16 protein-coding genes are annotated in these 19,325 nt (G+C 56.5%); 8 read left to right on the top strand and 8 right to left on the bottom strand.

Annotated features, from left to right (window positions below):
* Positions 1 to 7: 7 nt before the first annotated feature.
* Positions 8 to 1,402 (bottom strand): purine-cytosine permease family protein, encoded by a 1,395-nt coding sequence (locus tag F8562_RS19275; protein WP_014837509.1) that lies wholly within the window; start codon positions 1,400 to 1,402, stop codon positions 8 to 10.
* A 52-nt stretch (positions 1,403 to 1,454) separates the two neighbouring features.
* Positions 1,455 to 3,131 carry a urocanate hydratase gene (gene hutU, locus F8562_RS29515; protein WP_014228068.1) on the bottom strand — a complete coding sequence of 559 codons (1,677 nt, stop codon included), beginning with the start codon at positions 3,129 to 3,131 and terminating at the stop codon, positions 1,455 to 1,457.
* Positions 3,132 to 3,638: 507 nt separating this feature from the next.
* On the opposite strand from hutU, the gene F8562_RS19265 reads away from it, so the two are divergent.
* From F8562_RS19265 to F8562_RS19245, 5 genes are read left to right on the top strand one after another with little or no spacing between them, the layout of a single operon-like run.
* Positions 3,639 to 4,736, top strand: coding sequence for an ABC transporter ATP-binding protein (locus F8562_RS19265; protein WP_014837508.1), 1,098 nt, complete (start codon positions 3,639 to 3,641; stop codon positions 4,734 to 4,736).
* Positions 4,733 to 5,377: an ABC transporter permease gene (locus tag F8562_RS19260; protein ID WP_004848024.1), complete on the top strand. Its 645-nt coding sequence runs from the start codon at positions 4,733 to 4,735 to the stop codon at positions 5,375 to 5,377. The genes F8562_RS19265 and F8562_RS19260 overlap by 4 nt, the downstream gene beginning before the upstream one ends.
* Positions 5,378 to 5,379: 2 nt before the next feature.
* A complete protein-coding gene (locus F8562_RS19255; RefSeq protein ID WP_014837506.1) occupies positions 5,380 to 6,060 on the top strand; it encodes an ABC transporter permease in 681 nt (226 codons plus the stop codon).
* Positions 6,061 to 6,090: 30 nt separating this feature from the next.
* Positions 6,091 to 6,966, top strand: a complete 876-nt coding sequence (locus F8562_RS19250; protein WP_094909185.1) for an ABC transporter substrate-binding protein — start codon at positions 6,091 to 6,093, stop codon at positions 6,964 to 6,966.
* Between the two features lie 10 nt (positions 6,967 to 6,976).
* The gene (locus tag F8562_RS19245) at positions 6,977 to 8,509 is read left to right on the top strand and encodes an HAL/PAL/TAL family ammonia-lyase (protein WP_094909184.1); all 1,533 of its coding nucleotides are present in this window, start codon (positions 6,977 to 6,979) and stop codon (positions 8,507 to 8,509) included.
* A gap of 33 nt (positions 8,510 to 8,542) precedes the next feature.
* On the opposite strand, the gene F8562_RS19240 is transcribed toward F8562_RS19245, so the two are convergent.
* Together F8562_RS19240 and hutC are read right to left on the bottom strand one after the other, a co-directional pair.
* The gene (locus tag F8562_RS19240; protein WP_014837503.1) at positions 8,543 to 9,100 is read right to left on the bottom strand and encodes a HutD family protein; all 558 of its coding nucleotides are present in this window, start codon (positions 9,098 to 9,100) and stop codon (positions 8,543 to 8,545) included.
* Positions 9,097 to 9,858: a histidine utilization repressor gene (hutC, locus tag F8562_RS19235; RefSeq protein ID WP_004848014.1), complete on the bottom strand. Its 762-nt coding sequence runs from the start codon at positions 9,856 to 9,858 to the stop codon at positions 9,097 to 9,099. The genes F8562_RS19240 and hutC overlap by 4 nt, the downstream gene beginning before the upstream one ends.
* Positions 9,859 to 9,960: 102 nt before the next feature.
* Here hutC and F8562_RS19230 point away from each other — a divergent pair, with 102 nt between their 5' ends.
* On the top strand, positions 9,961 to 11,328 hold the full coding sequence (locus tag F8562_RS19230; protein ID WP_032693200.1) for a formimidoylglutamate deiminase: 1,368 nt from the start codon (positions 9,961 to 9,963) through the stop codon (positions 11,326 to 11,328).
* 74 nt (positions 11,329 to 11,402) lie between these two features.
* Here the strand turns inward: F8562_RS19230 and F8562_RS19225 are convergent, their stop codons facing one another.
* The 4 genes from F8562_RS19225 to F8562_RS19210 all read right to left on the bottom strand — a co-directional run bounded on the left by F8562_RS19225 (position 11,403) and on the right by F8562_RS19210 (position 16,013).
* Complete coding sequence (locus F8562_RS19225; protein ID WP_004848008.1) at positions 11,403 to 12,692, bottom strand: anaerobic C4-dicarboxylate transporter family protein; 1,290 nt, start codon at positions 12,690 to 12,692, stop codon at positions 11,403 to 11,405.
* 116 nt (positions 12,693 to 12,808) lie between these two features.
* Entirely contained in the window at positions 12,809 to 13,657 is an 849-nt protein-coding gene (locus F8562_RS19220; protein ID WP_094909183.1) for a fumarylacetoacetate hydrolase family protein, read from the bottom strand.
* Positions 13,658 to 13,799: 142 nt separating this feature from the next.
* A complete protein-coding gene (locus tag F8562_RS19215) occupies positions 13,800 to 14,729 on the bottom strand; it encodes a dihydrodipicolinate synthase family protein (RefSeq protein ID WP_004848004.1) in 930 nt (309 codons plus the stop codon).
* A gap of 252 nt (positions 14,730 to 14,981) precedes the next feature.
* On the bottom strand, positions 14,982 to 16,013 hold the full coding sequence (locus F8562_RS19210; protein WP_004848002.1) for a LacI family DNA-binding transcriptional regulator: 1,032 nt from the start codon (positions 16,011 to 16,013) through the stop codon (positions 14,982 to 14,984).
* Between the two features lie 437 nt (positions 16,014 to 16,450).
* Between F8562_RS19210 and F8562_RS19205 the strand changes: the two genes are divergently transcribed.
* Together F8562_RS19205 and F8562_RS19200 are read left to right on the top strand one after the other, a co-directional pair.
* A complete protein-coding gene (locus F8562_RS19205) occupies positions 16,451 to 17,848 on the top strand; it encodes an MFS transporter (protein ID WP_014837500.1) in 1,398 nt (465 codons plus the stop codon).
* A 122-nt stretch (positions 17,849 to 17,970) separates the two neighbouring features.
* Complete coding sequence (locus F8562_RS19200) at positions 17,971 to 19,311, top strand: carbohydrate porin (protein WP_014228059.1); 1,341 nt, start codon at positions 17,971 to 17,973, stop codon at positions 19,309 to 19,311.
* Positions 19,312 to 19,325 lie beyond the last annotated feature (14 nt).

Raw genomic sequence — 19,325 nt, 5'->3', positions numbered from 1 at the left:
CTCTCCTTTAACGACTGATGGCGGCGCCAGCCGCCGCTGCGGACTGCGCTTTGCGCAGGACATAGTAGAGCCCCGCCGGAAGCGCCAGCCCAATGAGCCAGGAGATATCGATACCGCCCAGCATCTTCACGAATGGGCCGGAATAGAATCCACTATCAATAAACGGCGTCTGTACCGCCACTCCGACGAGATAAACCCCGAGCCCCGTCACATTCCACGCCCGATATTTCCCGTTCGGATCGTTCAGCGCCTCCATGTCTATCGCCTGATGGTTGAAGAAATAGTAATCCACCAGGTTAATCGCGCTCCACGGTGTAAAGAAAGTCAACAGGAACAACAGGAAGGATTTAAAAGCCGACAGGAAAGAGTGTTGCCCGATAATCGCGATAGCGGTCGCCAGGGTAATAATCATCGCCAGCACCAGCAGACGTACCGACTGGCTTACGCGCACTCGCTGCTTCCCGCAGCTGTACACCGTCGCCAGGCACATCAGGCTGCCGTAGGCATTCAGGGTATTGATCGTCAGTTTACCAAACGCGATGCTCAGATATAACAGCGTGGCAATCGCGCCGGTGCCGCCCAGGCCGACGATATAGTCCACCTCATGACCGACCAGTTTTCCCTGAGAGAGAGCGGCAGCCAGCACCCCGACGGTCATGGCGATTTGCGCGCCAATCACCGAACCGCTCCCGACGGCGAAAAAGACCTTCCCGGGAGAGGTGCTGCGCGGCAGATAGCGGGAATAATCGGCAACATAGGGGCCAAAGGTGATCTGCCAGGAAGCCGCAAGGCCGGTGGCGGTTAAAAACGTACTCCAGCTAAAGGGTCGGATACTCAGCAGGTTGCCAATAGCCGGAAAGGAACTGATTTTCCACAGCAGGTAGATAAACGCGATAATCCCCACCAGGCTCGCCAGCTTACCCAACAGGTGGATCAAACGATAGCCGACATAGGCGATAACCAGCGTGGCGGCAGCAAAAAGCAGAATGCCGCTGGTTTCCGTAGTATGGAAAACCGCTGAGATCGCCTGGCCGGACAGCACCGCCCCGGTGGCGATAAAGCCAAGGTACATCAGGCAGACCAGCAGAATCGGCAGGCAGGCGCCGTAGACGCCGAACTGTACCCGGCTGCTGATCATCTGTGGTATCCCCAGCTGCGGCCCTTGCGCGGCATGCAATGCCATCACAATCCCACCGGCAATCTGCCCCAGCATAAGACCGGCCAGCGACCAGAAAACATCCCCGCCGAATACAATAGTTAATGCGCCAGTGACCATAGCGGTGATTTGCAGGTTAGCCCCCAGCCACAGGGTGAACTGGCTAAAAATGCTACCGTGGCGTTCACCGTCAGGGATGGGTTCAATAGAACGTGTTTCGATGTATGTTGTGTTGTTATTATTCATGGCAGCACTCCGGTGAGGCGAAGGGGATACATTGTCCCCTTCGCCGGAGAAATTAGTCCGCAATCATTGGCAAGTTGAGTCCTTGCTCTCTGGCGCATTCAATCGCGATGTCATAACCCGCATCCGCATGGCGCATCACACCGGTGGCCGGGTCGTTGCTCAGCACCCGGGCGATGCGCTCCGCCGCTTCATCGCTGCCGTCGCATACAATGACGACGCCGGAGTGCTGGGAGAAGCCCATCCCTACGCCGCCGCCATGGTGCAGGGAAACCCAGGTCGCGCCACTGGCGGTATTCAGCAGCGCGTTCAGCAACGGCCAGTCGGAGACCGCGTCGGAGCCGTCCTGCATCGCTTCCGTTTCGCGGTTAGGGCTGGCAACGGAGCCGGAGTCAAGATGATCGCGGCCGATCACGATCGGTGCCGACAGCTCGCCGCTGCGGACCATTTCGTTAAACGCCAGGCCCAGCCGGGCGCGCTGTCCCAGGCCGACCCAGCAGATCCGGGCCGGCAGCCCCTGGAAGCTGATGCGCTCTCTGGCCATATCCAGCCAGTGGTGGAGGTGTTCATCATCGGGTATTAGCGCTTTAACTTTCGCGTCGGTGCGGTAGATATCCTGCGGATCGCCGGAAAGCGCCGCCCAGCGGAATGGGCCAATCCCCCGGCAGAACAGCGGACGAATATAGGCGGGAACAAAGCCTGGGAAGTCAAAAGCGTTTTCCACCCCCATCTCTTTCGCCATCTGGCGGATGTTGTTGCCGTAATCGAAGGTGGGAATGCCCTGCTGCCTGAAGGCGAGCATGGCTTTAACGTGTTCGGCCATTGAGGCTTTCGCCGCGTGGATCGTCTCCACCGGGTGGGACTGCGCGCGAGCGCGGTAGTCTTCCCAGCTCATGCCCAGCGGCAGATAACCGTTGAGGGGATCGTGTGCGCTGGTCTGGTCGGTCACCATATCCGGGCGCACGCCGCGTCTTACCAGCTCCGGTAAAATTTCCGCCGCGTTGCCATGCAGCGCGATGGATACCGCTTCTCCTTTTGCGGTATAGCGGGCGATGCGGGCCAGGGCGTCATCCAGATCGCTGGCCTGCTCATCGACATAGCGGGTACGCAGACGGAAGTCGATACGCGACTGCTGGCATTCAATATTCAGCGAACAGGCTCCCGCCAGGGTTGCGGCCAGCGGCTGGGCGCCGCCCATTCCCCCCAGACCCGCAGTCAGCACCCAGCGTCCGCGCAGGCTACCGTTATAGTGCTGGCGCCCGGCTTCCACAAACGTTTCGTAAGTGCCCTGAACAATGCCCTGGCTGCCGATGTAGATCCATGAGCCGGCCGTCATTTGCCCGTACATCGCCAGACCTTGTGCATCAAGCTCGTTGAAGTGCTCCCAGTTTGCCCAGTGCGGTACGAGGTTGGAGTTGGCGATCAGCACCCGCGGGGCATTGTCGTGGGTTTTGAAAACCCCCACCGGTTTACCGGACTGGATCAACAGCGTTTCATCATCATTGAGCTGCTTCAGGGTCTCAACGATCTTGTCGTAGCATTCCCAGTTGCGGGCCGCCCGGCCAATACCGCCGTACACCACCAGCTCTTTTGGATTTTCGGCGACATCAGGATCCAGGTTGTTCATCAGCATGCGCAGCGGCGCCTCTGTGAACCAACTTTTTGCGTTCAGCTTAGTGCCTCGCGGGGCTCTGATTTCAACATCGCGAAAACGGGTTGCTTGTTTACTCATGCGCTTTACCTTCTTATCCGTTACCTGTCATATGTTAATTAATTGTTAGTTTTGTTATTTGCATTTTAATTGTATATACATGATAAGCATATTGGATGCCAGGTTAGAAATTAATTTATAAAACCAATAAAATTCAACAAATTAACATAAAAACAGAAGGACATGCTGCGCTATACACTCGTGAACACACCGTGATGATGGGCCATTTTGGTGCAAAAATACAGCTCTCTGCCTTATTTTTGTGCACTAAAACATCACAAAAAGATAACACTAGTGCATTTTCTATCTCGTCATGACTTCTTATCTCGCCATAGACGGCAGTACCAGATAACGCAAACACACTATAAGCGATTGTTTTAAAATCACTAAATAACCATCTTATTGCGTATCCCTCTGGCAGTGGCACAAGTTTTGCTAGTTGTACATACAAGATTATACATAGCAGCATTTTGTCGCGTGACTCCCCTGCATTCGGGAACACCACACACAACAATCAGAGGCGTGAAGATGATTACCTTCCAGAATGTGACTAAGCACTACGACAACGGTTCGGTCGTAGTAGATGGCCTTAGCCTGGTAGCGCCGGGTGGCAAAATTACGGTATTTGTCGGCCCTTCGGGCTGTGGAAAAACCACCTCATTGCGGATGATTAACCGGTTAGTGGAACCGTCATCGGGCCGAATCCTGCTTAACGGCGAAGCCACCGAGCAAATGGATATCGTGCAACTGCGCCGCCGTATTGGCTATGTCATTCAAAATGCAGGTTTATTCCCTCACAAAAACATTATCGACAACATTGCCACCACCGCGATTCTCAACGGCGCCGCCAAAAGTAAAGCCAGAGCCAGAGCCGGGGAATTACTGGAAGTCGTCGGTCTGGATCCGCAAATCGCCAAACGCTTCCCCTGGCAGCTTTCCGGAGGCCAGCAGCAGCGCGTGGGCGTTGCCCGCGCCCTGGCGGCAGACCCGGAGTTTATGTTGATGGACGAACCGTTCAGCGCGGTCGACCCGGTGGTCCGCGAACAGCTGCAGGAAGAGTTTTTGCGTATTCAGAAAGAGGTGAGCAAAACCATCATTATGGTCACTCACGATATTGATGAAGCCATGAAGCTCGGCGACCTGGTCGCGGTACTTAAACCTGGCGGCAAGCTGGCGCAGATGGCCTCCCCAGGCGAACTGCTCAATACGCCGCAAAACGCCTTTGTGGCGGACTTTATCGGCAAAGACAGAGGCTATCGCAAACTGAGTTTCCACGCCGCCGACACAGAAACCGGGTTACGCAACGAGCCCTATGCCGAGCTGGACTGTTCCTTCGAGCAGGCCAAAGAGATGGCCATCGACCGCTGGCTGCTGGTTACCCAAAACGGCAAAGCGTTTGGCTGGTTCGACACCCATCAGCCGGCAACAGCAATTACCCACGACAACATCAATCTGGGGGCGACGTTCCACCAGCAGGGGAGCCCGTTGCGCCATTTGCTGGACGCTGCGCTGAGCTCGCCCAACCATCGGGCCGTGATCGTCGATGAACGGCAAATCCCGCAGGGGACCATCCACCTCGATCAAGTACTCGACATGTGTAAATCCACACGCCAGGAGGGAGCATGAGATTCGATTGGCTATGGGCGCAGAGCGATAAAATCTTCAACCTGTTTCTCTGGCACAGCTATCTCGCAATTGTGCCGGTAGTGATAGGGTTAATTCTGGCGATCCCTGTAGGCTGGGGCATTCACCACCTGCCATCGGTCAAGTCGGCGATCGTTAACCTGTTTGGCCTACTCTATACCATTCCCTCCCTGGCGCTGTTTGTGCTGCTGCCCCCGCTGCTCCACACGCAGATTCTGGACCCCATTAATGTTGTGGTCGCACTGACCATCTACAGCTTTGCGCTGCTGGTTCGCACCGTCTGCGACGGGCTGGACTCCGTATCGGCCGATACCCGTCAGTCCGCGGCAGCGCTCGGGTATAAACCCGCCCAGCAGTTTTTCCAGATCGACCTGCCGCTGGCCGTGCCGGTGATTGGTTCCGGCCTGCGCGTTGCCGTGGTGTCTAACGTCAGTATCGTTTCCGTCGCGGCATTAATCGGCGCACCGCAGCTCGGCTCGCTGTTTACCCTGGGCTTCCAGCTGCAATTTCTGACTCCCATCATCGCCGGGATCGCGCTCAGCATCATTCTGGCGCTGCTGCTGGATATGCTGGTGGTTTACGCCACTCGCCAACTCAGCCGCTGGCAACCTCAGAGAGGATAATTATGCTTACCTGGTTTATGGATCCCATCCACTGGTTTGGTGAGGGCGGCATTTTCCCCCTTCTGGCGCAGCACATCAGCTATAGCGCTGTCGCTCTGGCGATCGCCTTTATCATCGCGTTTCCCGTCGGCTGCTACACCGGCCATACCGGTAAAGGGGAAGGCCTGCTCATCGGTACCACCAACGCCCTGCGCTCCCTGCCCTCATTTGGGCTGATTATTCTGCTGGTGATTTTACTTTCCGGCGAGTTTGAGTCCGATATGGCCTTTATTCTGCCCTGTATTCTGGTGCTGGTGGCGCTGGCGCTCCCGCCGATTGCGCTGGGTGTGCATGCAGGTATTCGCGCGCTCGATCCCTATGTCCTTGATGCCGCTCGCGGCATGGGGATGACGCGGCTGCAGATCCTGCTAAAGGTGGAGTTGCCCTGCGCGCTTCCGCTGATCCTCTCCGGCGTGCGCAGCGCCACGTTGCAGATTATTTCCACCGCCACCATCGCAGCCTATGTCTCGCTGGGGGGATTCGGACGTCTGATTATTGACGGACGCGCGGCGAACGATTTCAGCCAGATGATCGCCGGCGCCATGCTGGTGGCGCTACTGGCTTTACTGATCGACTGCTTGTTCTCTTTCTCGCAAAAAATAGTCGTTTCACCCGGTATTACCCGGCGTATTAAAAACCCATAACCTCATTCCACTGCTCAAAAGGATACCTCAATGAATATGAAAAAACGTATTTTGACGCTGTGTTCAGCGCTGCTGCTGTCGACGACCTCATCGGTCTGGGCCGCGCCGAAAGTCATTGTCGGTTCTGCAGACTTCCCGGAAAGCCAACTGCTGGGCACCATTTATGCGGGTGCGTTAGAAGCGCAAAATATCCCGGTGGAGAAAAAGCTGAACATCGGCAGCCGCGAAGTGTATATCCCGGCGCTGCTGGACGGCTCCATCACGCTGATCCCGGAATACAGCGGCGCGCTGTTGAGCTATCTGGATGCGAAAAATGCGGCACACGGTAGTGAGGACGTCGCCAGAGAGCTGGCCGCTAAGCTGCCGGAGAAAGTTAAAATGCTGCAGATCTCCCAGGCTCAGGATATCGACGTTCTGGCCGTGACGCAGAAAACCGCCGATAAATATAAACTGAAAACCATCGCCGATTTACAGCCTGTTGCCAGCCAGCTGGTGCTGGGCGGCCCGGCGGAATGGAAAACCCGCCATGAGGGGCTCTCCGGCCTGCGCGACGTGTACGGGCTGAACTTTAAGAGTTTTAAAGTGCTGGATGTCGGCGGGCCGCTGACGCTCAGCGCCATGAAAAATAACCAGGTCCAGGTCGCCGATCTGCTTTCAACCTCGCCAGCAATCAAAAAAGATCGCCTTGTCGTGCTGGAAGACACAAAACATCTGTTCGCGGCGCAAAATATTGTGCCAATCGTCGCCAGTGAAGCGCTGAATGACGCCGTGACCACCACGCTGAATAAAGTATCTGCTCAGCTAACGACTGAAGATCTGATCGACATGAACGAGAAAATTGCCGAATTTGTCAGCATCGACGATATCGCGCATCAGTGGCTGGTAAAACACGGATTTAGCCAATAAGGTCGCAGACATGACAACTCCTCTGAACGGCAGCATTACCCTCGGGCAGGCACCGGGTACTGTGGATGAGATAGTGCGGATTGCCGACGGCGCGCCGATCGCGCTGGAGAAGGCCGCGCTGGATAATATGGCGCGGGTCAGCAGCCGTATTCAGCGCGCCATTGAACAAGGCCAGGTAATCTACGGGCTGACGACCGGCGTCGGCGATCTGGTCACCACCCGGCTGTCCCCGGACAGGATGACGGATACTCAGCTGAATATGCTGCGCAGCCACGCCTGCGGAGTCGGTCCGGACCTGACGGTGCGTGAAGTGCGGGCCATGATGGCGGTGACGTTAAAATCCCTGCTGCAGGGATACAGCGGCGTCACCCCGGCGCTGGCGCAGCGTATCGCCGATATGTTGAACCGTCAGGTCACGCCGTGGTCACCCGCCAGCGGCTCCGTCGGTTACCTGATTGCCACAGCCCATATCGGCCTTGCGGTCTTCGGCGAGGGCAAATGCTGGTATCAGGGAGAACTGCTGCCGGCGCAACAGGCGCTGACGCGGGCGGGTATCCCGCCCTATGTTCCCGGCCCCAGAGAGGGTCACGCGTTGGTCGGCGGCACCTATGAGATCACCGCGCTGGGCTGCCTGGCCGTGGCGGATTTCCAGCGTCTGCTCCCCGTCGCCGATATGGCGGGCGGGATGTGCCTCGAGGCCATGCGGGGCAATACGCGCGGCTACGATGCCCGCCTGCACGCCCTGCGCCCTCATCCCGGACAGCAGGAAACCGCGCAAAACCTGCGCCGCCTGCTGAAAGGCAGCGAGATCCTGGCGCGTTATCGCGACCACCGGGTTCAGGACGCGCTTAGTTTACGCTGTATCCCCCAGATCCACGGCGCGGTGCGCGACCAGCTGGCCCACTGTCGGCAGATTATGACCATCGAACTCAATTCGGTGACCGATAATCCGCTGTTTCTGGTAGAAGAAGACAGGCTTATCGTGATGCCCGGGGGCAACGGTCACGGTGCGCCAACGGCGCTGGCGCTGGATACGCTGGCCGTTGCGATTGCCCAGTTGAGCACCGCTTCCCAGGCCCGTTGCGACCGAATAACCAATACGCATCTCAGCGGGCTGCCGGCCTTTCTTATCTCGCCGGATTCGGGGTACTCCGGGATGATGATCCCACCCTACGTCGCCGCTGCGCTGGCGGGCGATAACCGCAGTCTGGCCGGCCCGGCCAGTATCCACACGGTATCCACCTGCGCCGGTCAGGAAGATCATGTCAGCATGGGGGTTGCCGCCGCACGCAAAGCGCTTAAGGCGGTAGAAAACGCCGTGGACATCGTCGCCATCGAACTGCTGTGCGCCTGTCAGGCGCTGGAGTTCCATCGCCCGCTGCGTGCCGCCGTGGGCAGCGAGGCGACGCTGGAGAGAGTGCGTCAGGCGGTGCCGTTCCGGGATAAAGATACGCTGCTCTACCCCGATATACATGCGCTACGCGCCCTGATTCATCAGGGCGAACTCAGCGCGATGCTGCAGGCATTGTGCGAAGAGGAGTGACAACAGGCGCCGCAGAAGGAGCCTGCGGCGTGATTAAAGGGGAATCAGCGTGATGCGGGCCAGACGCGCGCCCGGAGAGTCCTGGATAACCAGCGCCACCGCTTCATCCACCAGCAGGCTGTCGTAATGTTCCAGTAAATAGCGTTGGTCGCCGACGCTCACCCGCAGCGCGGGCCCGGCATTAAACAATATCCGCAGTCCGCCCTGATGCGACCACGTCCCCGCCCCGCACCAGCTCACCGTCGCCCGCAGAGCGGCTTCCCGGTAAATCACATTAAAATCCAGCAGCGGGCCGCCGACAATCTCACAGGATACGCCGCTCGCGCCGTTAAACCCCAGCGCCTGGAAAGGCGTAATCAATGCGCTGCGCTGCCCATCGATTGTCAGGTACATCCCGCCGCCTTCCAGCACGCTGATATTGCGCAGGTAGCCGGGAAATGCGGAGAACGGACCAGGCTGGCGAATGGTCGCCAGGGAAATACGCCAGTCATATTCCCCCGCCTCCGGATAGCGGGCCACTTCGCGCGTCACGCCCTGGCCGTTTTTCCAGGGCATTTCCGTATACAACCCGGCAGGGAGCAGACGGATCATTTACGCATGCTCCCTTCCAGGCGGTAACGCGGACCGGGATAGACCAGGCGCACGCTGGTGACGATTTTCTTCTCCTGTCGGCCGGTCCACGTCCGACGATTGACCAGCAGACAAGGCGTATGTTCATCAATTTCCAGGTAAACACACTCGGCCCGCGTGACGTTGACCGCTTCAATAACGTGTTCGCCTTCAACAATCGGGGCAATTGAGGAGAGATAGGCGTTCGGCGTGATACGTGTAAAATCCTGCTGCAGGTAGTCCGGCACAACCTGCATATTCACCAGTCGGTCTTCCAGCATAACCGGTACGCCATTTTCATAATGGCAAATCAGCGAATGGTACAGACCGCAACCCTGCTGCATGCCGAAGCTGAATGCCTGCTGGGCATCGGCTTCGATTTCCGTCAGTCTGAAGACTCTGGCGTGGTGGCGGTGGCCACGGCTGGCGATTTCGTCAGCGATATTGTTAATGTCCAGCAGCGCCGACTGGCCGCGAATTTCGGCGACAAAAGTACCGACCCCCTGCATCCGCACCAGCAAGCCCTCCGCGGTCAGTTCTCGCAACGCGCGGTTAATCGTCATTCTGCTATAGCCAAACAGCGTGACCAGCTCGCTTTCAGAAGGAACACGGTAATTCGCGGGCCATGCCCCGCTGTGGATCTTGGTTTTGATCATGGCCTTTACCCTTTCATAAAAGGGGGCGGGATGTTCAAGTAACTCATCCATGGAATCCGAATTTGACAGGTCGTTACGCGCCATTAACCATTCCTCATATGCTGACGTTGTCAGTTTACTCTATGACCTGTTAGATGTATATATATGTACATGTATATACATTAGCACTGATAATAAGGTGGTAAAATGGCAGTCTGGTTGGCAGAAAAAGCGCTGTTGCCTGATGGCTGGGCAAATAATGTCGGCATAACCGTGTCCGAAGAAGGCATCATAACCGCGCTGGAAAAGAACGCAGCGCCGAATCCGCAGGCGACGCGCATCAAAGGTGTCGTCGTGCCGGGTATGCCGAACCTGCACTCCCATGCCTTCCAGCGGGCGATGGCCGGGTTAACGGAGGTGGCGGGAAACCCGTCGGATAGCTTCTGGACCTGGCGGGATCTGATGTACAGGCTGGTAGATAAAATTACGCCAGAACAGCTGGAAACCATCGCCAGCTATCTGTACATCGAAATGCTGAAAGCCGGGTACACCTCGGTCGCCGAATTCCACTATCTGCATCACAGCAGCAGCGGCGCGCCTTATGAAGAGCGGACGGAATTAGCGCTGCGTATCGCCAGCGCGGCGAAACATACCGGCATCGGCCTGACGCTGCTGCCCGTCCTGTACAGTTACGCCGGGTTTGGCGCGCAGCCGCCCTCCGTTGGACAGCGCCGCTTTATCAACGATAGCGACAGCTATCTGACAATGTACGAGTCGCTCACATCGCGGCTGGCCGGCGAGCCAATGCAGCGTACCGGTCTGTGCTTCCACTCATTACGGGCCGTTACGCCGGAGCAGATTGGCGCCATTCTGGCCTGCCATCCTGGCCAGCAGCCGATTCATATTCATATTGCTGAACAGCAAAAAGAGGTGGATGACTGCCTGGCCTGGTCCGGCGAGCGCCCGGTGGAGTGGCTGTACAACCATCTCCCCGTGGATTCGCGCTGGTGCCTGATCCACGCCACTCATCTGACGCCTCAGGAAACGATGAAGATCGCCACATCCGGTGCGGTGGCCGGCCTGTGCCTGACCACCGAAGCCAATCTCGGCGATGGCATATTCCCTGGCCCACAATATCTGGAGCATAACGGCGTCTGGGGAATTGGTTCCGACAGCCACATTAGCGTCAGCGTCAGCGAGGATTTACGCTGGTTCGAATACGGGCAGCGCCTGATAGCCCAGCGCCGTAACCGGCTCATCGTCCCAGGCGAGCCTCACGTCGGCAACGTGCTGTATCAAGGGGCGCTACGAGGCGGCGCCAGAGCGCTGGGCCAAAACATTGGCCATCTAAGCGTAGGATATCGGGCCGATCTGGTCGTATTGGATAGCCAGAATCCCTTTATCGCCAGCGCAGAAGACCAGATGCTGCTCAACCGCTGGATCTTCGCCTGCTCGTCTAATCCCATTACCGCGGTGATGACTGGCGGACGCTGGGTGATTGAGGATGGGCATCACCATAAAGAAGAATCTGTCTCTCAGGCATTTATTCAGGTGATGAAAGATCTTGCAGCCTGATATCGAAAAAAGCGGTTCACCGACGGTGAACCGCTTTGTTTTCGGAGGTATTCAAAGTAAAAGCCTCAGGCGATTCACTGAATCCAATAAGCCAGCCCCGCGGCGAAGAGCATTGAAAGCAGGACCGATGCCAGGCCAGGCAGCAGAAAAGGGTGATCGATAATATGTCGGCCCAGTCTGGTGGAGCCGGTATCATCCAGCTCTACCGCCGCCAGCAGCGTCGGATAGTTTGGCAGAATAAAAAGAGAAGCCGTTGCCGGGAAGCAGGCAACCAAAATAGCCGGGGCAACGCCCATACTCAGCGCGGCGGGGAATAAAATTTTTGTGGAGGCCGCCTGAGAATACAAGAAGCATGAGGCCGCCATAATAATAATGGCCAGCATCATGGGCGAATCCAGCAAGTGTGACGAGACCGCGCTTTGCAACCACTGTTGATTACTGTCCATAAAGGTTGAACCCAGCCAGGCGACGCCGAGAATACAGATGCAGGAGGTCATCCCGGTTTTAAACACCGAGCCGGACGGGACCTTGTGTACGTTAACCCGGCAGCACACCACAATCAGCAGCGCAACGCCCATCATCACCCCTACCCGCGCCTGTCCGCTGCTCATGACCGGATGGGCAATCAGCCCGAGTTTCGGACTGGTGACAATCGCATAAACCAGCACCACAACCAGCCCGACGATAAAAATCAGCACCGAACGACCGGCGCAGGGCGGGATCGCCCGCGCAGTCCTTGCCTGCACCTGAACCGGATTGTCATTGAGCCGATCCTGCTGGCGGATCCTGTCCCAGCACAGGTAAAAAACGGAGGTGACCAGCAGCGCCAGAAAGGTGGACGGGATTGATACCGCGATAAGCTCAATATAGCCCCAGCCAGAATGGCCCTTTTCCAGAATCCCCGAGAAGAAAATCACCGCCGCAGAAATGGGCGACGCCACAATGCCCAGCAAAGAGGCGCCGACCGAAAGAGCAAGCGCCCGGGTGGGCTTTATATTGTTCTCTTTCGCCACGCCGACAATCACCGGCATACAGGCAAAAGAGACCTGCCCGGTGCTGGCCATCATGGTTAATAGCCAGGTGGAAAGGGGCGCGGTGATGACTAACAATCGCGGATAGCGGCGCAGCAGGCGCTCGGTGAGGTCAACAAGGTATTCAATACCGCCGGCCTCCTGCATGGCGGCAATCGCCACGATCACCACCATGATAAATACGATAACCAGCATCGGCATATCACCCGGCGTGGCGCCGAGCGCGCTGAGGACAATCACGCCGGCGCCGCCGGCAAACCCCACGCCGATCCCCCCGACCCGCATGCCGATGTACAGAAACAGCAGCACCACCAGAAACTGAACCAATATCATATATTGCCTCCACGGCTCCCTGTCCGGCATTAACCCTTTACATGATTAAATGGCCTGCAAGTCCTGGCCGCCGGGCAAACGCGCTCTCACCCTGTTTTTAGATACAAAACGATAACTTATCGCGCTACCGCGGCATCGCTGCGCACGCTATTCATCAGGCATCCGATCTGCTCAATCTCGACTTCCACCCTGTCCCCGGGCTGCATAAAGAGCGGCGGGGTACGTTTTTTTCCGATGCCTCCGGGCGTGCCGGTCAGAATGACATCTCCCGGAGAGAGCGCGCTGAAGGTGCTGATATACGCAATGAGTTCGGCAATTGAATACAACATGCTGCCCGTATTATCCTGCTGCACCGTCTGGCCATTCAGTCGGGTAGTAATATTCAGATTTTGCGGGTCGGGGATAGCGTCCGCGGTCACCAGCCAGGGGCCGAAGCCGCCCGTCACTGGCCAGTTTTTGCCGCCGGTAAAGCAGGCATGCTGCCAGTCGCGCACGGAGCCATCCATATAGCAGCTGTAGCCGGCAACATAATGCAGCGCCTCCTGCTCTGGTATATTGCGTCCTCCACGGCCCATCACCAGCGCCATTTCGCCTTCATAGTCAAACTGATTGCTGCGTTCCGGCTTGAGGAGCGGTGCCAGATGCCCGGTCTGTGAATCCGCAAAGCGGATGAATAGCACAGGATTAGAGGGCTTCTCGTTACCGGCAGCATTTTTATCGCGATAATTCACGCCAGCGCAGATAATTTTTTTCGGTTCAGTAATAACCGGCAGGAAAGCGATCTCGTCGAAAGAATAGTTCGCCTGTTTCGCAGACGGCGGCAGAGTATCAACAAGATGAAGATGCGGTATAAATTCCAGCAGGCTGCCATATTGAGGAAACCGCGCCTGCAGATCGATGACGCCGTCAGCGGTCGCCAGGCCATATTTGTTTTTATCATTAACGCGAAAGCTTAATAGTTTCATAAATCACCCAGCAATATACAGAGGTGAAAGCCCCGACGTTATGATGAAGAGCAGCAAAAAATACCGGGGCGAAGTAACCGATGATCCGCAATACAGTAAGCGATATTTCTGCATTGCGGATTAACAACAGACGCAGAATAAATTAACCGACGCGGCCCAGCTCAGCGGCGCGCATGGCGTCGTGGATCTCTTTTTCAGCGCCATTTTCGAGCGGCAGCAGCGGTGAGCGAACGGTGGCATGTTCAAGGATCCCGCGCGCAACCAGAGCATGTTTAAGGGCCACGGTACCTTCCATGTGCGAACCGCGGTGGTAGACGCTTTTGGTCACCGGCAGCAGTCGGTCGTGCAGCTCACGCGCTTTAACGTAATCGCCCGCTTTACCCGCCTTAATCATTTCAATTAACGGCTCAGGCGCGATATTGCCGTAGCCGACCAGGAAGCCATCCACATCAAAGGCGGTATGCAGCAGATATTCATCGTGGCAGCTTAAGATTTGCAGATCCGGACGCTCGCGGCGAATAACCGGAATTTCGGTATCCCAGCGGCGCATATTACGTACGCCATTCTTCATGGCAAATACGCCCGGCTGCGCGGAGATATCCAGCAGCGTTTTCAGGTTGTAGGTGGCTTTAGTGACATCCGGATACTGGAAAAGAATCAGCGGCAGGCCGCTTTCTTCGTACACCACGCGGTAGCGATCCTGAGGCGCGCCATCCTGATAGCCAAAGCGCAGCCAGCCGTGGGAAGGATAGAGCAAACCGGCGGATGCGCCGGCGGCAACGGCGCGCTTCGCCTCCAGCGCAGCCACTTCCGTCCCTTCCCCGGTGATGCCGGCAATAATCGGAAGCTTATCATCCACGGACTTCACAAATGCGCGGATCACATTCGCCTGCTCTTCCTGGGTCAGAAAAGTCCCCTCCCCTGCGTGTCCCAGCACCACCAGACCTTTCACCCCGTCGATGCTGCCCAGCCAGCTGCCGAGGCGCTGAATGGCATCATAGTCTACGCGTCCATCGCGAGTGAAGGGTGTAACCGGAGCCGGAGTCAAACCTCTCAGATCGATGTTAATCATAAATATCTCCTTGATGAGTAAGCATTTGTTTACGGTTAAGCGATTCTTTGAAACGGAAGTGAAATCGTTTCTGCAATCGTTTTCACGACGTTGACATTGAACCTCAAAAATAAAACCGTCAACGCCATGTTGGTTAAAAATGCAACGCAGATCACAAACTAAACCGCGATCTGCATCCGGGATGAGATCCGTTATACAAAATTCAACCCTCCCCGCTTTCTCCTGGAAAGTCGGGGGAGGATCGCAGGGGGATTATTTACGTGGAGACGCGGTAGACTTACGGGGAATAAGGGAAGGCGTGGTAATCCGCATGTTATTATTTATCTCTGGATTCAATAACATATCAACCGCATTGCTGGCGATATGCTCCAGCGGCGTTCTGACCGAGGTCAGCGCCACGGGCAGTCTGCTCACCAGGGGAATATCATTGTAACCGACCAGGGAGAGATCTTCGCCAATCACCAGCCCCTGCTGGTGCGCGGCCGCGAGGACGCCGATCGCCAGTTCGTCATTGACGGCAAATAGCGCGCTCGGGCGATGAGGCTGGCTGAGAATTTTCATTCCCTGCTGCTCCCCCGAGGCGATATTAAAATCTGAATGACAGCACCATTCCGCTTCGATCCTGAGCCCGGCTTCCTGCATTGCCCGCTCAAAGCCCTTACGCCGGTTGCGCGCGTTGGAGGCAAAATCAGGGCCGCCAATCAGGCCAATATCGCGGTGGCCTAAATCAATCAGGTGTCGGGTAGCCAGATAGCCGCCAAGCTCATCGTCCCCGACCGATGAGGGGCTAAAACCGTCGGTACGCAGCGCCAGAACGTGGGGCACATCCCGTTCACGCAGGGTTTGCGGCAAAGGATCGTCCAGCCGGCAGGTGGACATGATCAACCCATCCACGCGGCGATCCAGCAGCGATTCCACGGCGTTTTTCTCCTGATCCTTGCTATCACCGCAGGTCGCAACAATCGCGAAATAGCCTCGCCTGGCCGCCGCCCTGGCTATCTCTTCGAAAAGCATCGCCGTAACGGCATCGGTCAGCCTCGGCACCAGGACGCCAAGCGTTCCGGTATCGCCCCGGCGCAGGCTGGAAGCAACATAGTCCCGACGGTAGCCCAGCTCACGGGCCACCTGGCGAATTTTCTCTGCCGAGGCGCTGCGCGAGGTGGGTAACCGTTCATCGAGTACGCGCGAAACGGTCGAGACGCTCACGCCCGCAGCGCGAGCAACATCCCGCATTGTCGCCAGCTTTTTTTCCGGCAAATCGTTCAGTTCACTTTCTTGATCCATCTGCTGCTCCAACTCATCAATGCGGGTAAAAATCCGTGTTGCCCGTTCAACGGATACCATCGTGCAAACCGTGGGGTTAAAGGATCTTACGTCAAACCTCGCCCGGACAAAAGGAATGGTGCTTCACTTTGCCGGGTTCATTCGGCAGGTCGTTAATTCACATTTCTTATCCATTTTGCTTTGCATTCACCGCTTCGCCTTTTTGCGCGTGAGTTTTTTCAGATTGTGAACTGCTCGACATTTATACAACAGGCGTAATTGACTTAGCGGCGAATCCAGCAAAGGATTAGCTGCAAGTGAAATCGATTGCAGTAACGTTATCATAAACACATCAGGACAGCATTATATGCAGCACGTCGATGAATAAGGGTTCGTTGCCCTGTGGTTATTCAGAACCTTACGTGTATGCCCCAGACAACGTTTAACAGGGTAATACTATGTCAACTCAGGCCATTGCTTCAGATTACGCCGTTGCCAGCGGAACGGCGTCCACGCCAGACGCGCTGCTGGCAAGGCTGGAACGCCTCCCCATCACCCGACGGCTGAAAGCGATCCGCGTTATCGTCGGCTTATCGACGTTTTTCGATGCCTATACCATTATTGCTATCGCTTTTGCGCTCCCCCAGCTTACTCAGGAGTGGGGTCTCACGCCGACGTTTGTCGGTCTTATTATTGCGGCCAGCTACGTGGGCCAGCTGTGCGGCGCCCTGTTTTTCGGCTCGCTGGCGGAAAAAATAGGCCGCATCGGCGTATTGCGTATCACCATCATCATGTTCGTACTCATGGATGCGGTCTGCCTTTTTGCCTGGAACGGCTGGTCAATTCTTGTTATTCGCTTTTTACAGGGGGTGGGTATCGGTGCGGAAGTCCCCGTTGCCAGCGCCTATATCAATGAATTTGTCGGTGCCAAAAAGCGCGGGCGTTTCTTTTTGTTGTATGAAGTGATTTTCCCTATCGGCATGATGTTTGCCGGATTGGTGGGGTATTTTCTGGTGCCCATCTATGGCTGGAAGGTCATGTTTTTAATTGGCTTAGTCCCCTCCGCGCTGACCGTTCCCCTGCGCTGGCTCATGCCGGAATCACCGCGCTGGTTGACCGCAAAAGGGAGGCTGAAGGAAGCGGACAGCATCGTATCGACGCTGGAATCAGAGGTCATCAGGCGCGGGATGACGTTGCCCGAACCGGAAATAAAAGCCCCCGCGGTGCAAAAAGCGGCTCCGGAAGGGGTTAAAGCCCTCTTTGGCGGTATCTATAAATCCCGCACCTTTATGCTCTGGGGACTGTGGCTGACGGTTTATAGCGTCAACAACGGAATGATCACCTGGTTTCCAACCCTCTACAAAACCTGGTTTAACCTCTCCCTCGATACCAGTCTGGCCTACGGCTGGATCACCTCTTCCTGTGGCGTCGTGGCTTCAGTGATCTGCGCCTTGATGATCGACCGCGTCGGGCGCAAACGCTGGTACACATGGGCCTTTTTACTGGCTATCGTTCCGCTGATTACGCTCTCCGTTCTGGGCGCGAAATCCGCCGTTGAAATTCTGATTCTGGGCAGCCTGACCTACGCCATTCTGCAGACCATCGCTTTCTCGCTTTATCTGTACGCGGCAGAGCTTTATCCCACCCGACTGCGCGCTATCGGCACCGCGTATTCCAGCGCATGGCTCCGGGCGGGGTCGTCCATCGGCCCACTGATGGTCGGTTTTATCGTCAGCGGCTTCGGGATCCGCTTTGTGTTTATTACTTTCGCGGTCATTGCGCTGATTGGCGGCTTAATTACCTGGCTTTTTGCCATTGAAACCAAAGGAAAATCGTTAGAAGAGCTGTCGCCATAGACGGCCTGTGGCTCCGGGAAGCGCGGGGCCACCTCTGACGGGAGGTCGGCGCAGTCGGCTGATTCAGCTGCGCCTTACCGGGAATTATTCATAGACCTGGATCATTAACAGGCGGTAAAAACATGAACAAACTCATCCACAGCGGCACGATGCTGCTGGCTTTACTACACCCTTTACAGACGCTGGCCAACGAGACGCTTTTTTCTCCCACCGCAAAAAACATGACCGGAGAATGGGGAGGCGTGCGTACGGATCTGCGCCGTCATGGTTATGATTTTACGCTGGAATATAGCGCAATGACGGCCACGAATATCTCCGGCGGTTACGATCGCGATAAAACCCTGCGCTACAGCGACCAGTATATTCTCGGCGTAAATATGGATCTGGAAAAGATTTTAGGTATTCACGACGGTGAATTTAAAGCGTCGGTGAATAATCGTAACGGGCGAGATCTGACTCAGGATCGCCTTCAGGATCCGCGCGCGCCGGTAATAGGCTCCGGTGTTCAGAGCAACTACGGTCGGGGGCAAACATGGCACGCGACGCAGTTTTGGTTCAAAAAAACCGGGTGGGATAAAAAGCTGGATCTCAAGGTGGGCCTGATGCCGCCGGGAGAGGATTTTGATAACAACGGCTGCTTTTTTCAAAACCTGTCGCTGTGCGGCTCTTTAGCCGGCCACGGCAGCGGCGTCTGGTATAACACCCCCATAGGCCAGTGGGGCGGCCGTATTAAATACAGCCCTGCCCCGGCGCTTTACGTCCAGGCCGGCGCGTTTCAGTACAATCCTGCCTACGCCACCCGCCACGGAAGCTTCCAGCTGGATGGTACCGGGCATCTGGGGTACATGTACCTTTTTGAACTGGGATATCGACCTACTCTCGGCGCGGCAAAACTCCCCGGCATCTGGAAACTCGGGGGATGGTATAACACGGCGGACGCCAATGATGTGCTGGATGATGACAATGGCGATCCCTATGTGCTCACGCACCAGGCCGCCCGGCGACACGACGGCCGCTACGGAGGTTATCTCTATGTCGTCCAGCAGCTGACCTACTCGAGCAGCCAGCGCCAACGTGGCCTTAGCCTTTTCGGGCATCTGGCAATGAATGATAAAGATACGGCGACAATGGACTATCAGATTCAGGCCGGAGCCATTTATCAAGGCCCTTTCGCCAGCCGTCCGCAGGACTTTATCAGCTTCGGCGTCAGTAAAATGCACGCCAACGACAGAGTCGCCCGTCGGGCGCAGCTCCTGAACCAGATGCGGGGGATCGATGATTATGATAACCCTCTGTATGTTCCGGTTCGCAGAGCCGAGTATGCCGCAGAGCTGCATTATAGCTTTCGCGCGACGCCATGGCTGACCGTGCGCCCTAACCTGCAGCTGCTCGTTCATCCGGGAGGAAGCGAAGAGATTAAAAACGCCTGGGTGCTCGGCAATCAGGTGACCGTCAAATTCTGATAAAACGGGCTGCC

This window comes from Klebsiella sp. RCJ4 (assembly GCF_009025755.1).
GTDB lineage: Bacteria > Pseudomonadota > Gammaproteobacteria > Enterobacterales > Enterobacteriaceae > Klebsiella > Klebsiella michiganensis.
This window is presented reverse-complemented; position numbering and strand designations above follow the sequence as displayed.